We start from the raw sequence: 17,910 nt of genomic DNA, 5'->3' as shown, positions 1-17,910 counted from the left end.
CTACGGAGCCACCGAGGTCATGAATCCGAGGCCGTCGGTGACGACCTCCACCGCCTCGCCGGCCGCGAGGAGGACGGCCTCACCGCTCTCGAGTCGTACGGTCCCCGCCGCCCCGGTCAGGCCGGCACTGTCGCGGACGGTCAGCCCCGCGTCGTCGCGGACGGTCGGCCCCGCGTCGTCGCGGACGGTCAGCACAGCACCGCCGCGGACGGTCAGGAAGATCCGCGGGCTGTCGGTGACGGGCAGGAGCCGTGCGCCGGGCGCCGCGTCGATCCGCCAGAGGGCGAAGTGCGGGGCGGGGGTGACGTAGCGCCCGACGCCGTCGCCGATGCTCTCGAGCGTCACCCGGACGGGCGCCGAGGGGCGCGGGTCGACGACCTCGGTCAGTCCGTCCAGGTCGATGTGCTTCGGCGTCAGGCCGCCGCGGAGCACGTTGTCCGAGGAGGCCATCACCTCGACGCCGGTCCCGGACAGGTAGGCGTGCATCACCCCGGCCGGGACGAAGAGTGCCTCGAGCGGCTCGAGGCGCAGCCGATTCATCAGCAGGGCGACGACGATGCCGGGGTCGCCGGGGTACTCCTGGCCGAGCAGAGCCGCCGTGTCGCGGGCCTGCGCCACCTCGGGGTCCTCCATCGCCACGGGGTCGTCCGCTGTCCCGGGGCCCTCCGCCATCTCGGCGGGAGACGTCGAGGCGGCGGGCGCCGCGCTGGTCAGCTCGGCGACCAGCGCCGGGTCCCCGTCGGCGAGCAGGGTGCGCATGATCGCCACCAGGTCGACCGCCCTGTCCGCCAGCCGATCGGCGAGGCGGGCCGCGGCCGGCCCGCCCAGGGCCCGGAGGATCTCGGCGCTGCGCCGCGGCTCCCGGAACCCGTACAGGGCCTCGAACGGCTCCAGGGCGACCATGATCTCGGGCTTGGGCCAGTCGTCCTTGTACGTCCGCGTCGGGTCGCCGAGGGCGATCCCCGCCTCGTTCTCCAGCTGGAACCCGGCCCGGGCCTGTTCGGCCGTGGGGTGCACCTGCAGGGACAACGCCCGGGCGGCGCTCAGCAGCTTCATCAGGAAGGGCAGCCGGTCACCGAACTCGGCACGCGAGCACTCCCCCAGCACCGACGGGTCCGCCGCGATCACCTCGTCCAGCCCGATGCCGTCGACCGTCGCCGGCCCGGCGGGATGTGCGCCGAGCCAGTACTCGGCGAAGGGCTTCGCGGTCGGTGCCTCCCCCAGGAGCGTCGGGATGCGGTCGGACGTCCCCCAGGCGTAGTTCTTGTCGGATCCGCGCAGGACGTGCATCGGTGGATATCCTTCCTCGGCCAATCGGGTCTCCGGCGATCAGGAGACCACCACACCCTCGATTCCACCACGTCCCGCTCCGTCCGCAAGTCGCGACCGTCCGGCCCGCCGGAGCCATCCGCGGGGCACGGCGTCCGAACCGTACGCGGAACCGTCGACCTCAATACCCTAGGGGGTATGTGCTACGGTGGCGGCACTGTTCACCTGAAGGGGATGACCATGGCCACGCTGCAGCTGACAGCAGACAACTTCGAAGAGACGGTGCTCCGCGAGGGCATCACGTTCGTGGACTTCTGGGCCGCATGGTGCGGCCCGTGCCGCGCCTTCGCGCCGGTGTTCGAGAAGGCGTCGGAGGCGCACCCGGACCTGCGATTCGGCAAGGTCGACACCGAGGCCGAGCAGGGCCTCGCGATGGCCGCCCAGATCTCCTCGATCCCGACGCTGATGGCCTTCCGGGACGGGATCCTGGTGTTCCGTCAGGCGGGTGCCCTGCCGGCGAAGACGTTCGACGAGCTGCTCGCCGCCGTGGAGGCCCTGGACATGGACGACGTCCGCGCCCAGATCGCCGCCGAGCAGACCGAGCACGCCGACGAACCCACCGACGCCTCCACCCGGGCCTGACGGCGACCGCGGCTACCGGACGACGACCTGCGGCAACCGCTCCCAGTCCGTCATCGGCAGCAGGTCGCGATCGAGATCGATCTGACCGGCTGCCGCCAGCATGGTCCGCAGCGTCGGGTCGTCGAGGGCCTCAGGTCCCTCGCACTCGGTGTAGTACTCGGTCACGAACCGGGTGAGGAGATCGGGAGCGGGGTCCCCCTGCTGATCGAGGCGGATCAGGAACATCCCGGGGACCCGCCCCACCCCCGGCTGCAGCTGCGGCTGGGTGAAGGACATCGGCAGCAGCCGGGCGCCGCGGCGTCCGTAGAACCGGAGCCGGGCCACCGGATCGCCGGTGCTCGGGGTCGCCGGCCACACCCGTGGGTCATCGACCTCGGCCAGGACGACCGCCCCCGGACCGGACTCCACCCGCGAGCGGGAGACATCGTCCAGCAGGACCGATCCGATCCCGCCACCACGCGCCTGGGACGACACGGCGAGATAGGACAGCAGCAGCACCTCGCCGCCGACGAACCGCTCGCACAGGTGGATGCCGAGCGGATGGCCGTCGCGCAGCACGACTCCGGAGGGCGCCGGATCGGCACCCGCGTAGACGCGCAGCACTTCGCCGATGCTGAGCAGCTCCTCCGGGCGGAACGACGGCCGCAGCAGTTCGTCGTACACCTCGATGATCCCAGCGGTGGTGAGCGCGGCGAGCGGAAGGACGTCGGCGGCGACCTCCCCTGTCGGGCCATCAAGGTCCCTCGCCGGCGCCGGATCCACCGAGGGATCGACCGGGGTGGTGAGATCCTGTGTGGCGGCACGGGCCGGGGTCTCGGGCGGGTTCACAACATCGGTCCTTCCGTCGGGGCTCCCCTCCACTGTGCCAGCCCCCGCAGACAGCGACCGCCGCTCGGGCGGGCGGACCGGCGCGGCCGGCGGTGTCAGGCGGCCGTACGGACGTACGTCAGCAGAGCGGCCCCGGAGGCGTCGCTGATCGTCAGCGTGTCCCCGACGACGCCCCAGTGTGCGGCGGCCTCCAGGGTCTGCAGATAGTGCGCCTCCTGGGCCATCACCGTCTGCGGTTCGCAGGCCATCATGGTGGAGGCGAGCGGGGAGATCTTCAGGGTGTCACCGGTCGCCGTGGCGGCGCCGAAGTAGCGGTTGCAGCCGCCGGAACCGGCGATCTTCCCGTCGGGGGCGAAGACGGCGGTGACCTCGGGGGTCGCCGCGACGGGCTCGCCGCGCAGGGTGGTGAGCCGCCAGGTGGGCCCGACCAGGGCGGCGGTGTCACCGGCCGCACTACAGCCGAGCACCGGCAGCACCGCGAGCAGGGTGGCAGCCAGGATACGGAGCTTCATCTCAGTGTCCTTCCGGGGTACGGGGAGGGGCGCCGGGCGTCCGGGACGCCCTGGGGCCCCAGCGCTGGTCGGCGACGGCCGGCCGGCGGGACTGCACGATCGTGCCGAGCACGGCGAGGACGACCACGGCCGCGGCCCACCACGGGGATGCCGCGACGGCGTCCCACACGCCGCCCGGGGTCAGCTGGCCGACGCCGAGGCGACCGAACAGCAGCAGCAGGGCCCCGACCATCGCCACCGCCCCCACCACCGCGGCGAACACGGTGAGCAGCAGCCGCGGCAACTCGGTGGCGAGCGCGACCACCGCCAGTCCGATCGCGGCGGCCAGGCCGATCACCCCGGCCCAGGGATCGGGCGCACCGAGGATCGCCGCCAGCAGCGCGCCGAGGCTGAACCCCATCGACCCGACCGACAGCACCACGGCCAGCGCATAGAACGCGTACGCCAGGGAGCCGAGGAAGAGCGCGCCCAGAAGCGCGCCGATCCACCCGCCCGGGCCGGTGAACGGCGGCTGGCCGGTCACCGAGGCGGCGACCTCCGCGCCGAGGACGAACCCGACGAACCCGCCCCAGACCGCGAGCAGGGCGCGCAGTGCCGCTCCGCCGCGGAAGCAGAACAGGGCTCCGGCGATGAGCGTGACCAGCCCGACGACCCCGGCGGTCATGACCGGCTCAGACCGCGCCGACGGCCGGGTTGCGCATGATGGAACAGGCTGATGACGGTCAACACGGCGATCCCGAGCACCACGTCTCAGCCGGTCCTCTTCATCGTGACGGCGGTTGCAGCCATCGTCGTCCCCCTTCGCTCGTCCCCGATGCTCCAGTATCCGTCATGGCGCCCGCGGGCGGGATCCCCCTCGGCGGGTGATCCCGCCGAGGGGTCCGTCGCCGTCACGCACCCCCTGACAACGGTCCGGAACCGGCGTTGGATGGTCCCATGAAGAAGCTCATCAACGCTCCCGACGACGTCGTCGCCGAGGCATTGCGCGGCTTCGGGGCCGCGTACGCCGGCCGGGTCCGGGTCGACCACGAGCTGGCCACCGTCTACCGCGCCGAGCCGCCGCTGCTCGGGACCGTCGGACTGGTGTCCGGCGGCGGGTCGGGGCACGAACCGCTGCACGCCGGGTACGTGGGGCACGGGATGCTGTCCGCCGCGTGCTGCGGACAGGTGTTCACCTCCCCGGTGCCCGACCAGGTGCTCGCCGCGACCCGGCGGGTCGACGCCGGGGCCGGGGTGCTGCACCTGGTGAAGAACTACACCGGCGACGTGATGAACTTCGAGATGGCCGCGGAACTGGCCGCCGAGGAGGGCCGCGTCGAGATCGCCACCGTCGTACTGGACGACGACGTGGCCGTACGTGACTCGACCTGGACCGCGGGCCGGCGCGGCACCGGCGCCACGGTGTTCGCCGAGAAGCTGGCCGGGGCGGCGGCCGAGGAGGGCCGTCCCCTCGCCGACGTCGCGGATGTCGCCCGGCGGGTGAACGAGAACGCCCGCAGCATGGGCATGGCGCTGACCCCGTGTACCCCGCCGAGCGCCGGGAGGCCGACCTTCACCCTGGCCGACAACGAGATGGAGATGGGCATCGGCATCCACGGTGAGCCGGGCCGGGCCACCGTCCCGCTGGCCCCCGCCGCCGAGATCGCTGAGCAGTTGCTGGCGCCGATCCTCGACGACCTGCCCTTCACCCGGGGCGATGCCGTGCTGGCCCTGGTCAACGGCATGGGCGCCACCCCACTGCTCGAGCTCTACCTGATGTACGGCGAGGTGGCCGCCATCCTCGAGGCGCACGGCATCCGGGTGGTCCGACAGCTGGTCGGCAACCACATCACCTCCCTCGACATGGCCGGCTGCTCGGTGACCCTGCTGCGGGCCGACGACGAGCTCGTCCGGCTCTGGGACGCCCCGGTGGACACGCCCGCGCTGCGGTGGGGGCGGTGAGCCCGGTGGCCAACAGCTCCACCCCGCAGACGCTCACCGTCGAGGGACTGACCGCCTGGTTGCACGCGTACGCGGCACTGATCGCCGAGCACGAGGACGAACTGACCGAGCTCGACGCGGCCATCGGCGATGCCGACCACGGCACCAACATGGCCCGCGGGATGACGTCGGTGACGGCCCTGCTCGCCAAGCGGACCTTCGGGACCCTCGACGCGCTGGCGAAACAGGTCGGGATGGCGCTGGTGAGCTCGGTCGGTGGCGCCGCGGGCCCGCTGTACGGGACGTTCTGGCTGCGCTTCGCCCAGCCGTTGGCCGGGCTGACCGAGGCCGATGCGGGCCGGGTCGGCCTCGCCCTGCACGCCGGGGTCGACGGCATCCGGCAACGCGGCCGGGCCGAGCCGGGTGACAAGACGATGCTCGACGCCCTCCTGCCGGCCCTCGACGCGTACGACGCAGCGGTCGCCGACGGCGCGGGCCTCGCCGACGCCCTGGTGGCGGCCGCCGACCGGGCCGACGACGGCTGTGCCGCCACTGTCCCGCTGGTCGCCCACCGGGGCCGGGCCAGCTACCTGGGCGAACGCAGCGTCGGCCACCAGGACCCCGGCGCGACCAGCGCGGCGCTGCTGCTGCGCGCCGCCGTCAGGTGAGCGTGGCCATCGGATGAGCGTCGCCGTCGGATGAGCACAGGACGTACGTCCCGATGATCGGGATCGTGGTGGTGTCGCACAGCCGGCCGCTGGCCGAGGCGGCAGTCGCGCTGGCGACCTCGATGGTGCCCACCGACGGGCCGGTCATCCGGATCGCCGCCGGGATCAACGCTCCGCCGGCGCCGGGGCACGAAACGTACGCGCAGGAGACGTACGGCCACGAGACGTACGGGCACGACGCGTACGGCACCGATGCCACCGCCGTGGCCGCGGCGCTCACCGAGGCGGCCTCCCTCGACGGCGTACTGGTGCTGATGGACATCGGTTCGTCGGTGCTGAGCGCGCAGCTGGCCGTGGAGCTGCTCGGGCCCGAGGCGGCGACCCGGGTGGCGCTGTGCAGCGCCCCGCTGGTCGAGGGGCTGGTCGCCGCGGTCGTGACGGCCGCCGGCGGCGCCGATCTGCCGCGGGTGGCGGCCGAGGCCCGGGCCGGTCTACGGGCCAAGCAGGAGCTGCTGGACGACACCGCCCCACGCACCGACACTGCCCCACTCACCGGCGACGGGCCCGCGTCGGAGCCCCGGCACGTCCCCGCGACGGCCACGCTCTCCCGCGACGTCGCGGTGACCAGCCCGCTCGGCCTGCACCTGCGCTCGGTCGCCCGGTTGGTCGCGCTGGTCGGGTCGTACGCCGCGGACGTCCGGCTCGCCGACCCGGCGCGCGGCAACGGACCGGTCGACGCGACCAGCATCACCGACGTCCTCGCCCTGGCCGCCGGACCGGGCGACACCCTGCGCGTGGAGGCCACCGGCCGCCAGGCCCGGGAGGTGCTCGAGGCGATCGCCGCCTCCGCCGTCACCGGCTTCGGTGATCTCGAGGAGCCCGGCCCGGACCGGATGCCGGCGACCGATGCCGCCGATGAGGGCACCCGGGCGGACCGTTCGACGTAGCATCAGGCATGAAGAGCAGCCAGTCCAGCCACGACATCCGTGAGCAGATCGCCCGGCAGGCGTACGAGGCACTCGGGCCGAGCCCCAGTCAGAAGGCCGTGCTCCAGGTCCAGTGCAACTCGGCGCACCACCTGGCGGCCGTGTACGAGACGGACGCCGGCCGGGTCTATCACTCACAACTCCACTCCAAGGCCCACGGGCGCAAGGACTACGTCGACCTGGGCCACCACGCCTCCCAGCTCGGGGTCGACTGGTACGACCTGCTGGACGCCGTTCCGGGCGCCGACGTCCCGGACGACCTTCCCGCCGGCTGCGAATGCGGCCCCTACACCCTGTCCCGCGACCAGCTGGTCCAGCAGATCGCCGACGGCGAGACCAGGGTGATCGTCGAATAGGCCGCCGGCCCACGTCGCCGGCCCCCCGGTCGGCACCCACCGCCCGGGGGGCCGGTGTCGACCCGCCCCGAGCCGGTGCCGACCGGGTCGGGCCCCCGTCGGCCGTACCGGCACGGACACCCGGGTGGAACAATTGAGCCGGGCCCCGACGGGGGCCCGATCAAGACTTCCGAACCAAGGACCTGCGATGACCATCGGTCTCATCGTCCTCATCACCGTCGTGATCCTGGCCCTCATCCTGCTGTCGGCCGCGATCCGCGTCATCCCCGAGTACCAGCGCGGCGTCGTGTTCCGCCTGGGTCGCGTACGTCCCGTCTACCCGGCCGGCCTGAGGCTCCTGATCCCATGGGTGGACCGGCTCGTCCGGGTGGACCTGCGCGTCATCACCCACACCATCCCGACCCAGGAGATCATCACCAACGACAACGTCTCCGCCCGGGTGAACGCCGTGGTGCTCTTCCGCGTCATCGACCCGGCGAAGGCGATCCTCGAGGTCGAGCAGTTCCAGGTCGCCACCTCCCAGATCGCCCAGACCACCCTGCGATCCCTGCTCGGCCGGGTCGACCTGGACCGGCTGCTGGCCCACCGCGAGGACCTCAACGTCGACCTGCGCGCCCGGATGGACGAGCGGACCAAGCCCTGGGGCGTCGAGGTGCGGGTCGTGGAGATCAAGGACGTCGAGCTGCCCGAGGGCATGCAGCGCGCGATGGCGCGGCAGGCCGAGGCCGAGCGGGAACGCCGCGCCAAGGTGATCAACGCCCACGGCGAGCTGCAGGCCTCGGCCGAGCTGCGCAAGGCCGCCGAGACGCTGTCCGCCAGCCCCGCCTCGATCCAGCTGCGCTACCTGCAGACCCTGCTCGAGGTCGGCGCCGACCACAACTCCACGATCATCTTCCCGATGCCGATCGATCTCTTCCGCCCCTTCCTCGAGGCGGTCCGGCCGGCCCCGACCGTCGGGTTCGCGCCGAGTCGCGGTGCGGAGACCACCGAGGAGGTGCCGGCGGTCCCGGTCACCCCGGAGGCGACGGACCCCGACAGCCCCGTACGCCCGCCGAGCCCCGACCGTGTCGACAGCCCCGGGGCGTACGACATCTGAGCCATCTGAGCCCGGTCCGAGGAGGCGACCGGAGCCCCTTGTGGGCCACGTCACACCGGCCTAGCGTGGTGACCGAGGGCGGGCGGGTGTCCACCCTCGGTCGCCGGCCATCGGCAACCCGGCCCTCCGGCCCCCGACCTTCCGGATTCCGTCCTGCAGGAGGAACTCATGAAGGCGAAACTCATCGGCGCGGCAGCCGTCCTGGCCGCTGTGCTGCTGGCCCTGTCCGGGTGCGGCGGCGGCTCGGGCGGCTACGGCTCCAACGGTGGCACCTCGGGCGGCGGCTACGGGACGACCACCCCGGCGGGTCCGTCCGCCGGCGCCAGCTCATCGGTGCAGACCGTCGCCGGCCTGAAGACCGCGCAGACCTCGCTCGGCACGATCGTCGTCAGCGACACCGGCATGACGGTCTACCAGTACACGAAGGACGTGAAGGGCGCCGGCACGAGCGCCTGCACCGGAGGCTGCCTCAAGGCCTGGCCGCCCGTCCTGACCACCAGCGACACCCCGAGCCTGCAGGGGATCACCGGCACGGTCGGCACCATCACCGCGAACGGCGGCAAGCAGGTCACCCTCAACGGCCTGCCGCTGTACTACTGGGCCTCCGACGCGGCCCCGGGTGACGTCACCGGTCAGGGCGTGCAGGGCGTCTGGTACGTCGTCGCCCCGGACGGTTCCATGGTGACGACGACCAAGTGACGAGGTGATCAGGACCACGTGACGAGGTGATGAGAACCACGTGAGGCGCGGACGCCCCCGCACGGTGACGCCCCCGCGTGAGGTGTCCCGACGACCCGGTCACCGCCAGGACACCTCGGCACCCGGAACCGGGAGCCGAAACCTGTTGACATCCATCAGGGCCCGTCGTATTTTTATGGAAACGTTCCCATGGGAACGTTTCCACCACTCAAGGACGAGGGGAGCGGGCAATGTCAGCGCGCCAGGCGGTCACCATCCGCGATGTCGCACGCCGAGCGGGCGTGTCCGTCTCCACCGCATCCCGTGTCCTCTCGCACGCCGGCCGGACCTCGCCGACCTCGGAACGATCGGTCCATGAGGCGGCCGAGGCGCTCGGCTTCCGTGTCAATGCCCAGGCACGCGCGCTGCGGGCACAGCGGACGAACACCATCGGCCTGCTCATCTCGGACGTCCGCAACCCATTCTTCGGGGAGTTGGCCCATGCCATCGAACAATCGGCCCTTCATGCCCACTACGCGACGCTGCTCGGCAATGCGAACGAGGACCTGGCCCAGCAGGATCGCTACGTCCAGACGCTGCGCTCACTGCGGGTCGACGGCGTCATCCTCGCCCCGCAGGACGGTGGCAGCTCGGCGGTGCAGGATCTGATCGACGACGCCATCCCCACCGTCTTCGTGGACCGTACGGTCGCCGGCATCGACAACCCGTCGGTCACCTCCGACCCGAGCACGGGGATCCGGCAGGCGGTCCGGCACCTGTCCGGGTGCGGTGATCGTCGGGTCGGTTACATCGCCGGGCCCCAGTCGACCTCCACCGGTCAGGAACGACTGGCGATCTACCGCGAGGAGGCGGCCCGGGCCGGGTTCGACCCGTCCACCGAGCTGATCCACTTCGGCGATTTCCAGCAGGCCTCCGGTGAGGAGGGCGCCAAGCGCCTGCTCACCGCCGGTGTCGAGGCGATCTTCGCCGCCGACTCGCCGATGGCGATGGGTGCCCTGGTCGCCTGCCGGGAACGCGGGCTGCGGCCCGGCGCCGACCTCGACCTCGTCGGCTTCGACGACATCGCCCTGTTCCGGCACACCGACCCGCCGCTGACGGTGGTCAGCCAGGACATCCCGCTGCTCGGCGCGACCGCTTTCGCCCTGCTCCAACAGGTGATGGACGGTGACCACCCGGCATCGGTCCGCCTGCCGACGGCCCTGGTGGTCCGCCGCTCGACCCGCCAGCCCGACACCGGCACCTGACCCGGTCCGGGGCGCCCGCCCCGACCGCTGCCCTCGCACTCCCCCTTTTCCGCTCCCACTGCTCCAGGAGGCAGCCATGCCGGACCCGACCCCGGTCCTCAGCCTCGATCGCGTCAGCAAGCGATTCGGCCCCATCACCGTCGTCGACGAGGTGTCGGTCGACCTCTACCCCGGCAGGGTCACCGCCCTGCTCGGGGAGAACGGCGCCGGCAAATCGACCCTGATCAAGATGATGTGCGGCGTCTACCAGCCCGACGGCGGGCGGATCCTCGTCGACGGCCGGCAGACGACGATCCCCGACACCCGGGTGGCCGAGGCCCACGGCATCGCGACGATCCACCAGGAACTCAATCTCGCCCCCAACCTCAGCGTCGCCGAGAACGTGATGCTCGGGCGCACCCCCGCGTCCTTCGGCCTGGTCCGCCCCGGTGAGATGAAGCGGCGGGCCAAGGCCGCCCTGGACCGGATCGGCCTGGACGTCGACCTCGACCGCCCGGTCGGCACCCTCGGCGTCGCCCGCCAGCAACTGGTCGAGATCGCCAAGGCGCTGGCCGTCGACGCCCGGATCCTGATCCTCGACGAGCCGACCGCGGCCCTGACCGGCCGGGAGATCAGCCAGCTCTTCGAGGTCGTCGAGGAGCTCCGCGCCAAGGGCGTGGCGATGGCCTTCATCTCCCACCACCTCGACGAGATCGCCGAGATCGGTGACTCCGTCACGGTGCTGCGCGACGGCAGGTTCGTCGGCCGGGTCCCGGCCAGCACGCCCGAGGACGAGCTGATCCGGATGATGGTTGGGCGCGACATCGACGAACAGTTCCCGCGCCGTCCGGCGCCGCCCGGCGACGTCCTGCTGAAGGTCGACGGCCTCACCGCCCCCGGCCGGTTCACCGACGTCGGGTTCGAGGTCCGGGCCGGAGAGGTGCTCGGCATCGCCGGGCTGGTCGGGGCCGGCCGTACGGAGGTGCTGCGCGCCATCGCCGGAGCCGACGACTACACCTCCGGGACCATCCACCTGCAGGGCCAGCGCCTGCCCCGGGGCCGCGTGGCCCAGGCGATCTCGCTGGGCATCGGCCACGTGCCGGAGGACCGCAAGGCGCAGGGCCTGGTGCTGGGCGGGACGGTCGAGGAGAACCTCGGCTACGCCACGCTGTGGTCCACCGGCCACGCTGGCCTCGCCGACCGGCGGGGCCAGCGGCAACGCGCGGCCGATGTGGCGAAGCAGCTCCGCGTCCGCTTCGCCTCCTTGGACCAGCCCGTACGCGATCTGTCCGGCGGCAACCAGCAGAAGGTCGTCTTCGGCCGCTGGGTGCAGGCCCACTCCCGGGTGCTGCTCCTCGACGAGCCGACCCGAGGTGTCGATGTCGGCGCCAAGGTCGAGATCTACGAACTCATCAACCGGATCACCGACAACGGTGGAGCCGTCGTGATGGTGTCGAGCGAACTGCCCGAGGTGCTCGGCATGAGCGACCGCATCGTGGTGATGAGCCGCGGACGGGTCGCCGGAGAACTACCGGTGGCCCAGGCCACCCAGGACAACGTCATGGCGCTCGCCGTCAGCGCCGTCGAACCCGACAGGAAGGCATCATGACCACCGTCACCGCCACGCCCGAGACCAGAAGCACCGTCGGCCACCGGATCAGCCAGTTCGTCCTGAACAACGGCGCGCTGGTCGGGCTGGTCGTCCTCTGCCTCGCACTCTTCATCGCCACGCCCCGCTTCCTCACCCTGGCCAACATCATCAACGTCGGCATCCAGGCGGCAGTGGTCGCGATCCTGGCCTTCGGCATGACGTTCGTCATCGTCACCGCCGGCATCGACCTGTCGGTCGGGTCGGTCGCCGCCCTCGGCGCGATGACCTCGGCGTTCATGTTCTCCAAGGTGGGTCTGCCCGGCTGGACCACGCTGCTGATCGGCCTGCTCGTCGGGCTCCTCGCCGGCGCCGTCTCCGGCCTCGGCATCGCGTACGGCAGGCTGCCGGCGTTCATCGCCACGCTGGCGATGATGTCGGTGGCCCGCGGCCTCACCCTGGTCGTCTCCGACGGCACCCCGATCAAGACCTCCCCGGCCGTCAACGCGATGGGCGGCGACCTGGTCTTCCTCCCGGTCCCCATCCTGATGATGGCGCTGGCCGGCGTGGTCTGCTGGTTCGTGCTCAACCGTACGGTGATGGGCCGGTCGATGTACGCGATCGGCGGCAACACCCAGGCCGCCCGGCTGTCCGGCCTGCCGGTCCGCAAGGTGCTGGTCACCGTGTACGGCCTGTCCGGGCTGTTCGCCGGTCTCGCCGGCATGGTGCTCGCCGGTCGGCTCAGCTCCGCCCAGCCCCAGGCCGGCGTGTCGTACGAGCTGGACGCCATCGCGGCCTGTGTGATCGGCGGCGCCTCGCTCGCCGGCGGCTCCGGGCGGGCCTCCGGCACGCTCGTCGGCGCCATCCTGCTCGCCGTCATCCGCAACGGCCTCAACATCCTCAACGTGTCCTCGTTCTGGCAGCAGGTCGTGATCGGCCTGGTCATCGCACTGGCCGTCGGCTTCGACGTGCTCCGCAACCGGAAGACGGACTGACCCCTGCGGGACGGTCGCTGTCCCTCCACGGCATGCCCGCTGTCCGGGCCCACCTCGTCGTCCCCTGTCCGGATCCCCCTGTCGGTCCACCTCTTCGTGTCACCCCACCTGTCACCATCACCCAGCTATCACCATCACCATCACCCAGAAGGGAAACAACGATGTTCACCTCATGGAAGAAGGCCCTGGCCGTCGGCGCCGTGCTCGCCCTCAGCGTCGGCGGGACGGCCGCCTGCAACCGCGGCACCCAGTCGGCGCCGGGCGCCGGCACCGGCGCCAGCAGCGGCAAGGTCGTCCTTGCGCTGTCGACCCAGACCAACCCGTTCTTCATCCAGCTGCGCGACGGGGCGACCGCCAAGGCCAAGGAGCTGGGCGTCCAGCTCGACGTCCAAGACGCCTCCGACGATCCCGCCACCCAGGTCAACCAGCTGAACAATGCGGTGACCGCGGGCGCCAAGGTCGTCATCGTCAACCCGACCGACTCCGACGCCGTCACGCCGGCGGTGAAGGCGCTCAACACTGCCAAGATCCCGGTCATCGCCGTCGACCGCGGGGTGAACAACGCCCAGGTCGCCTCGTTCATCTCGTCGGACAACGTCGCCGGCGGCAAGCAGGCGGCGGACGCCCTGGCGAAGGCCATCGGGGAGAAGGGCGACGTGATCCTCCTGCAGGGCATCCCCGGGTCCTCGGCATCCCGTGACCGTGGCCAGGGCTTCACCGACGGCATCAGCGCCTACCCGAACATCAAGGTGGTCGCCAAGCAGACCGCCAGCTTCGACCGGGCCAAGGCCCTCGACGTGGCGACGAACCTGATGCAGGCCAATCCGAATGTGAAGGCGATCTTCGCGGAGAACGACGAGATGGCGCTCGGTGCCATCGAGGCGCTCGGTGCGAAGGCGGGCAAGGACGTCAAGGTCGTCGGTTTCGACGGCACTGCTGACGGCCTCGCGGCGATCCAGAAGGGCACCCTGGCCGCCACCATCGCCCAGCAGCCCGCCCAGCTCGGCTCGCTGGCGGTCGAGCAGGCCAAGACCCTGCTGGACGGTGGCCAGGCGACGGCCCAGATCCCCGTCCCGGTGGTGACCGTGACCACGGCGAATCTCGCGGACTTCAAGAAGTGACCGGATCACCCGGCCGGATCGTCGTGGTCGGCTCCATCAATGCCGACCTGATGATCCGGGTCGACCGCCACCCGCTGCCCGGCGAGACCGTCCCGGGCAGCGGGGGGTCGATCTCCCCCGGCGGCAAGGGCGCCAACCAGGCGGTCGCGGCGGCCCTGCTCGGCGGGCAGGTCGCCATGGTGGGCGCCGTCGGTGACGACGCGTACGCCGCGCCGGCGCTCCACCACCTGCGGTCCGGCGGGGTCGATCTCAGTCGGGTCCGTACGGTCGAGGGGGCCACCGGCCTGGCCGTGGTGATGGTCGACGCCCACGGGGAGAATGCGATCATCGTCGTGCCCGGCGCCAACGCCACGGTCGACGCGGCAGCCGTCACGACAGCCGCCGACACGGTGGCCTCGGCCGACATCGTCGTCCTGCAGGGCGAGGTGCCGCCCGACGGCATCGAGACCGCGGCGGCGCTCACCACCGGGCGTCTGCTGGTCAACCTCGCCCCGGCGATCACGGTCGACGCCGCGGTGCTGCGGCGGGCCGATCCGTTGGTGGTCAACGAGCACGAGGGCGCCCAGGCGTTCCGGCTGCTCTCGCCCGGGACGGACGTCCCGACCGACCACGAGACGCTGGTCAGCGCTGTCCGGGACCGGGGCGTGGCATCGGTGGTGATGACGCTCGGCGCCGCCGGCGCACTGCTCGCCGACGCCGAGGGCGTACGCCGCGTCCCGTCGCCACGCGTCGCTGTCGTCGACTCGACCGGTGCCGGCGACGCCTTCGTCGGGGCGCTGGCCGTACGGTTGGCGGCCGGCGACGACCTCGACGCCGCCGCGGCACTGGCCGCCAGGGTCGGGGCGTACGCCTGCACCGGCGTGGGCGCCCAGCCCTCCTACCCCGACGCCCGGGACCGCCTACCCGGCTGACCCGGCCGCGGGCCGGTCACTCTCCCCCACCCGTGACCGGCCCGCAGGCCACCCTCGTCCATGCTGGAAGGAGCCGTCATGAAGAACCACGGCCTGCTCAACCCCGACCTCAACCGGGCGGTCGCCCGCCTCGGGCACACCGACGTGGTGGTGGTGGCCGACTGCGGGTTGCCCGTCCCGCCGCACGTGCCGGTCATCGACCTGGCGTTGGTGTTCGGGATCCCGCGCTTCACCGAGGTCCTCGATGCCCTGCTCGCCGAGATCGAGGTGGAGGGAGCGACGGTGGCCGACGAGATCCGCGACTCACCCGCCCATCCCTGGATCACCTCCCGCCTCGCCCCGCCGGCGGTCCCGCTGCGCTACGTCGCGCACGAGGACCTGAAGTGCGCGGTCGGCACGGCGGCCTTCGTCGTGCGCACCGGTGAGACCACGCCGTACGCGAACGTCCTGCTGCGCTGCGGGGTCCCGTTCTGATCCGCCCCCCGGCTCCATTTGGGTCCGACCAGGGCCCAGTCCGGTCCGATCCGGATCGGTCCTGATCCGGCTCAGGTCCGTTCTGATCCGAAGCCCGGACCCGTTCTGACCCGAGGCCCGGACCCATTCTGACCCAACCCCATGCTCAGGTCCGACCCGGACCGGGCCGACGCCTCACCACGGACCTCTCACTCCGCCATCGGCACCACGCAGACCAGGCACGGCGCCTCGCGGGCCACCCGGTCAGCGGTCGAGCCGAGCACCGCACGGACGAAACCGCCGTGCCCACGCGAGCCGATCACCAGCACCCGCACCGGCTGTGTCCGGGCCAGGGTCACCAGAGCATCGGCGGCATCCTCGCCGGTCAGCGACAGGAACTCGGTGTCCGGCACCCCGAGGGCGGTGGCGGCCGGGACCAGGATCTCCTCGGCCTCCTCGGCCTGGCGGCGTTCGGCCATCTCTTCGAACGCGCCCTCAGCGGCGACCCGGCGCGGCGCCGCCACCGTGGCCAGCGCCAGGGGCAGATCGCGGGCCAGCAGCGGCACCACGGCCGCACCGGCCCGGACGGAGCGCTCCGAGCCGTCCACGCAGACCACCACCGGGCCGACCGGCGGCACCGGGACGTCCTCACCGCCCACCAGCACCGGGCAGGGCGCATGCCGCACCAGGTGGTCCGACACCGACCCGAGCACGAGGCGGGCGGCGCCGCCGAGGCCACGGGTGCCGGCAATGACGAGACTGGCCCCCACCGCCACCAGGTGGTCGACGACGGCCGGACCAGGCGCCCCCATCAGTACCTCGGCGGCGTCAGGCTCCAGTCCCAGCTGCCGGGCGGCCTGGGTCACGATCGTGTGGCCGATATCGATGGCCTGCTCACGGGCGGCGACCAGGTCAGTGGCGGTCAAGCCGGTGGTGAACGCACCGCCGGGCATCGGCCCCGGCATCCCCGGATCGATGACGATGTCCGGCACCACCGTGACGATCCGGACCGACCACCGTCCGCGGTCGAGCAGGGACAGGCCCGCCCGGATGGCGTCCAGCGAGACCGGCGAACCGTCGGTGCAACAGACCACGATGTCGCTCATGACGACCTCCTCGTCGCAGGGTGTCTCCCGGCCGGACGGTCCCGGCCGAGTCCCGTCCCGACCACGGTAGCCCGAACGGCGCCCCCTCGGGTCGCCCCACACGTTCCACCCCACGGATCGGCCCGACTCACGTTCGGGGCCCCACGCGTTCCGACCCCACGGATCGGCCCGACACACGTTCTGGGCCCCACGCGTTCCGACCCCACACGTTCCGCCCGATCCCGTCGACAGACACCGTGTCGCGCCGTACGTTGGATCCAATCCCGTGGGTCCGGCGCCCGGCCGGACCGCCCGTGCCTGGAGGCATCATGGACGCACCCGTCCCCGGCTCCCCCCTCGTTCCCGAGACGATGCGGGCCTACGGCTTCACCCGCTACGGCGGCCCTGAGGTCCAGGGATACTTCACCGCCCCGGTGCCCTCCCCCGGCCCGGGGCAGCTGTTGGTGAAGGTCCACACCTGCGGTCTCAACCCGGCCGACATCAAGGTCCGGTCAGGTCGACGGGCCGGGGTGTTCGACGTGGTCTTCCCGATGGCGATGGGACGCGAGGTGGCCGGCACGGTGGTGGCACTCGGCACCGACGCGGCCGGCTTCACCGTCGGGCAGGCGGTGTTCGGCAGTCCCAGCGCCGGGATCGGCGGCCTGGCCGAGTACGCACTCCTCGATGCCGACGCGGCGGCCCCCGTCCCTTCGGGGTTGTCGCTGGAGCAAGCGGCCGGAGTGCCGGTGGCGGTGGGCACGACGCTGGACGTCTTCGACCACCTCATCCTCTCCCCCGGGGACGTCTTCGTCGTGATCGGCGCCGGAGGTGGGGTCGGCTCGGTCACGTGCCAACTCGCGGTCGCCCGCGGCCTGCGGGCGGTGGGCGTCGCCTCGGCCGCGAAACACGACCTGGTGACCGGGCTCGGCGCGGTGGCGGTGACCAGCGGAGAGGGCTGGGTCGAGCGGGTCCGCGCCGCGGCGGGTGGACCGGTGACAGCACTGCTCGACATGGTCGGTGGCGAGGTCCTGCACGAGGCTCTCGACCTGTGCGGCGACGAGACCCAACTGGTGAGCATCGCCGACCCGGTCCAGGCCGGCACCGTCGGCGGCAGTGGTGTGGCCCGTCGTCGGACGAGCGAGGCGTACGCCGCCGCCGCACGGCTCCTGCTGGACGGGGCGGTCAGCCCGCTGATCCGCGTCGAGCCGTTCTCCCGCGCCGCCGAGGCGTACACCGAGATCGAACGCGGCCACGTCGCCGGCAAGATCATCGTGACCCTCGACGAGGACTGACCCGGGGCCCGGTCCTGGTCGGGAGGCCGCAGTTCGGCGGTCCCTCGACCGGCGGACTGCCGGGGGTTCCTCATAACTGCCGGTGGTTCCTCATACCGGCCGTTCCTCGGCCGGGGGCCCTTCGGTTGGTAGGTGCCCGGCGGGCGGGTGGGTTGTCGAAGGGGCGGGGGATACCCGTCGGTCTGTGCGGGGTGTGGGGGGCTGTTGTGTAGATGCCGGTCGTGTAAATGCAGAGGTCGTGTAAATGCAGAGTGGGCCGCTACCCC

The 17,910-nt window shown here is 72.2% G+C and carries 18 protein-coding genes and 1 pseudogene; 14 read left to right on the top strand and 5 right to left on the bottom strand.

Annotation, left to right across the window (positions count from 1 at the left end; genetic code table 11):
- The gene (manA, locus tag VB059_RS10860) at nucleotides 1-1,290 is read right to left on the bottom strand and encodes a mannose-6-phosphate isomerase, class I (RefSeq protein ID WP_323422044.1); all 1,290 of its coding nucleotides are present in this window, start codon (nucleotides 1,288-1,290) and stop codon (nucleotides 1-3) included.
- A 219-nt stretch (nucleotides 1,291-1,509) separates the two neighbouring features.
- Between manA and trxA the strand changes: the two genes are divergently transcribed.
- A complete protein-coding gene (trxA, locus tag VB059_RS10855) occupies nucleotides 1,510-1,911 on the top strand; it encodes a thioredoxin (RefSeq protein WP_323422043.1) in 402 nt (133 codons plus the stop codon).
- 12 nt (nucleotides 1,912-1,923) lie between these two features.
- Here the strand turns inward: trxA and VB059_RS10850 are convergent, their stop codons facing one another.
- The 3 genes from VB059_RS10850 to VB059_RS10840 all read right to left on the bottom strand — a co-directional run bounded on the left by VB059_RS10850 (nucleotide 1,924) and on the right by VB059_RS10840 (nucleotide 3,915).
- On the bottom strand, nucleotides 1,924-2,739 hold the full coding sequence (locus tag VB059_RS10850; RefSeq protein ID WP_323422042.1) for a GNAT family N-acetyltransferase: 816 nt from the start codon (nucleotides 2,737-2,739) through the stop codon (nucleotides 1,924-1,926).
- A gap of 95 nt (nucleotides 2,740-2,834) precedes the next feature.
- Nucleotides 2,835-3,251, bottom strand: coding sequence for an META domain-containing protein (locus tag VB059_RS10845; protein ID WP_323422041.1), 417 nt, complete (start codon nucleotides 3,249-3,251; stop codon nucleotides 2,835-2,837).
- 1 nt (nucleotide 3,252) lies between these two features.
- The gene (locus VB059_RS10840; protein ID WP_323422040.1) at nucleotides 3,253-3,915 is read right to left on the bottom strand and encodes a hypothetical protein; all 663 of its coding nucleotides are present in this window, start codon (nucleotides 3,913-3,915) and stop codon (nucleotides 3,253-3,255) included.
- A 272-nt stretch (nucleotides 3,916-4,187) separates the two neighbouring features.
- Between VB059_RS10840 and dhaK the strand changes: the two genes are divergently transcribed.
- The 12 genes and pseudogenes from dhaK to rbsD all read left to right on the top strand — a co-directional run bounded on the left by dhaK (nucleotide 4,188) and on the right by rbsD (nucleotide 15,288).
- The gene (dhaK, locus tag VB059_RS10835; protein ID WP_323422039.1) at nucleotides 4,188-5,192 is read left to right on the top strand and encodes a dihydroxyacetone kinase subunit DhaK; all 1,005 of its coding nucleotides are present in this window, start codon (nucleotides 4,188-4,190) and stop codon (nucleotides 5,190-5,192) included.
- 5 nt (nucleotides 5,193-5,197) lie between these two features.
- Nucleotides 5,198-5,839 (top strand): dihydroxyacetone kinase subunit DhaL, encoded by a 642-nt coding sequence (dhaL, locus tag VB059_RS10830; RefSeq protein WP_323422038.1) that lies wholly within the window; start codon nucleotides 5,198-5,200, stop codon nucleotides 5,837-5,839.
- A 53-nt stretch (nucleotides 5,840-5,892) separates the two neighbouring features.
- Entirely contained in the window at nucleotides 5,893-6,786 is an 894-nt protein-coding gene (locus VB059_RS14560) for an HPr family phosphocarrier protein (protein WP_416339545.1), read from the top strand.
- An 8-nt stretch (nucleotides 6,787-6,794) separates the two neighbouring features.
- Nucleotides 6,795-7,181, top strand: a complete 387-nt coding sequence (locus VB059_RS10815) for a hypothetical protein (RefSeq protein WP_323422037.1) — start codon at nucleotides 6,795-6,797, stop codon at nucleotides 7,179-7,181.
- Between the two features lie 187 nt (nucleotides 7,182-7,368).
- Nucleotides 7,369-8,109 (top strand): annotated as a pseudogene (locus VB059_RS10810) (slipin family protein); the annotation flags it as partial.
- A gap of 336 nt (nucleotides 8,110-8,445) precedes the next feature.
- Nucleotides 8,446-8,976 (top strand): hypothetical protein, encoded by a 531-nt coding sequence (locus tag VB059_RS10805; protein ID WP_323422036.1) that lies wholly within the window; start codon nucleotides 8,446-8,448, stop codon nucleotides 8,974-8,976.
- Between the two features lie 230 nt (nucleotides 8,977-9,206).
- Nucleotides 9,207-10,220, top strand: coding sequence for a LacI family DNA-binding transcriptional regulator (locus tag VB059_RS10800; protein ID WP_323422035.1), 1,014 nt, complete (start codon nucleotides 9,207-9,209; stop codon nucleotides 10,218-10,220).
- A 76-nt stretch (nucleotides 10,221-10,296) separates the two neighbouring features.
- The gene (locus tag VB059_RS10795) at nucleotides 10,297-11,808 is read left to right on the top strand and encodes a sugar ABC transporter ATP-binding protein (protein ID WP_323422034.1); all 1,512 of its coding nucleotides are present in this window, start codon (nucleotides 10,297-10,299) and stop codon (nucleotides 11,806-11,808) included.
- A complete protein-coding gene (locus VB059_RS10790) occupies nucleotides 11,805-12,782 on the top strand; it encodes an ABC transporter permease (RefSeq protein WP_323422033.1) in 978 nt (325 codons plus the stop codon). Before VB059_RS10795 ends, VB059_RS10790 begins: the two co-directional genes overlap by 4 nt.
- Nucleotides 12,783-12,943: 161 nt before the next feature.
- Nucleotides 12,944-13,903, top strand: coding sequence for a D-ribose ABC transporter substrate-binding protein (locus VB059_RS10785; RefSeq protein WP_323422032.1), 960 nt, complete (start codon nucleotides 12,944-12,946; stop codon nucleotides 13,901-13,903).
- Nucleotides 13,900-14,814 (top strand): ribokinase, encoded by a 915-nt coding sequence (locus VB059_RS10780; RefSeq protein WP_323422031.1) that lies wholly within the window; start codon nucleotides 13,900-13,902, stop codon nucleotides 14,812-14,814. The genes VB059_RS10785 and VB059_RS10780 overlap by 4 nt, the downstream gene beginning before the upstream one ends.
- 78 nt (nucleotides 14,815-14,892) lie before the next feature.
- Complete coding sequence (gene rbsD, locus VB059_RS10775) at nucleotides 14,893-15,288, top strand: D-ribose pyranase (RefSeq protein WP_323422030.1); 396 nt, start codon at nucleotides 14,893-14,895, stop codon at nucleotides 15,286-15,288.
- A gap of 188 nt (nucleotides 15,289-15,476) precedes the next feature.
- Here rbsD and VB059_RS10770 read toward each other — a convergent pair whose 3' ends face one another.
- Complete coding sequence (locus VB059_RS10770; RefSeq protein WP_323422029.1) at nucleotides 15,477-16,373, bottom strand: universal stress protein; 897 nt, start codon at nucleotides 16,371-16,373, stop codon at nucleotides 15,477-15,479.
- A 308-nt stretch (nucleotides 16,374-16,681) separates the two neighbouring features.
- On the opposite strand from VB059_RS10770, the gene VB059_RS10765 reads away from it, so the two are divergent.
- Nucleotides 16,682-17,644: an NADP-dependent oxidoreductase gene (locus tag VB059_RS10765; RefSeq protein ID WP_323422028.1), complete on the top strand. Its 963-nt coding sequence runs from the start codon at nucleotides 16,682-16,684 to the stop codon at nucleotides 17,642-17,644.
- The last annotated feature ends 266 nt before the right edge of the window (nucleotides 17,645-17,910 follow it).

It is taken from the genome of Raineyella sp., assembly GCF_034933565.1.
Classification (GTDB): Bacteria; Actinomycetota; Actinomycetes; order Propionibacteriales; family Propionibacteriaceae; genus Raineyella.
The sequence above is the reverse complement of the archived record's forward strand: the minus strand, read 5'-3'. Positions and strand labels throughout refer to the sequence as shown.

Coding starts and splice junctions, on each gene's coding strand:
- VB059_RS10765 (WP_323422028.1), top strand. CDS start 16,682: ATGGACGCACCCGTCCCCGGCTCCCCCCTCGTTCCCGAGACGATGCGG.
- dhaK (WP_323422039.1), top strand. CDS start 4,188: ATGAAGAAGCTCATCAACGCTCCCGACGACGTCGTCGCCGAGGCATTG.
- manA (WP_323422044.1), bottom strand. CDS start 1,290: ATGCACGTCCTGCGCGGATCCGACAAGAACTACGCCTGGGGGACGTCC.
- VB059_RS10785 (WP_323422032.1), top strand. CDS start 12,944: ATGTTCACCTCATGGAAGAAGGCCCTGGCCGTCGGCGCCGTGCTCGCC.
- rbsD (WP_323422030.1), top strand. CDS start 14,893: ATGAAGAACCACGGCCTGCTCAACCCCGACCTCAACCGGGCGGTCGCC.
- VB059_RS10795 (WP_323422034.1), top strand. CDS start 10,297: ATGCCGGACCCGACCCCGGTCCTCAGCCTCGATCGCGTCAGCAAGCGA.
- VB059_RS10815 (WP_323422037.1), top strand. CDS start 6,795: ATGAAGAGCAGCCAGTCCAGCCACGACATCCGTGAGCAGATCGCCCGG.
- VB059_RS10845 (WP_323422041.1), bottom strand. CDS start 3,251: ATGAAGCTCCGTATCCTGGCTGCCACCCTGCTCGCGGTGCTGCCGGTG.
- VB059_RS10790 (WP_323422033.1), top strand. CDS start 11,805: ATGACCACCGTCACCGCCACGCCCGAGACCAGAAGCACCGTCGGCCAC.
- VB059_RS10805 (WP_323422036.1), top strand. CDS start 8,446: ATGAAGGCGAAACTCATCGGCGCGGCAGCCGTCCTGGCCGCTGTGCTG.
- VB059_RS10800 (WP_323422035.1), top strand. CDS start 9,207: ATGTCAGCGCGCCAGGCGGTCACCATCCGCGATGTCGCACGCCGAGCG.
- VB059_RS10770 (WP_323422029.1), bottom strand. CDS start 16,373: ATGAGCGACATCGTGGTCTGTTGCACCGACGGTTCGCCGGTCTCGCTG.
- VB059_RS10840 (WP_323422040.1), bottom strand. CDS start 3,915: ATGACCGCCGGGGTCGTCGGGCTGGTCACGCTCATCGCCGGAGCCCTG.
- trxA (WP_323422043.1), top strand. CDS start 1,510: ATGGCCACGCTGCAGCTGACAGCAGACAACTTCGAAGAGACGGTGCTC.
- VB059_RS14560 (WP_416339545.1), top strand. CDS start 5,893: ATGATCGGGATCGTGGTGGTGTCGCACAGCCGGCCGCTGGCCGAGGCG.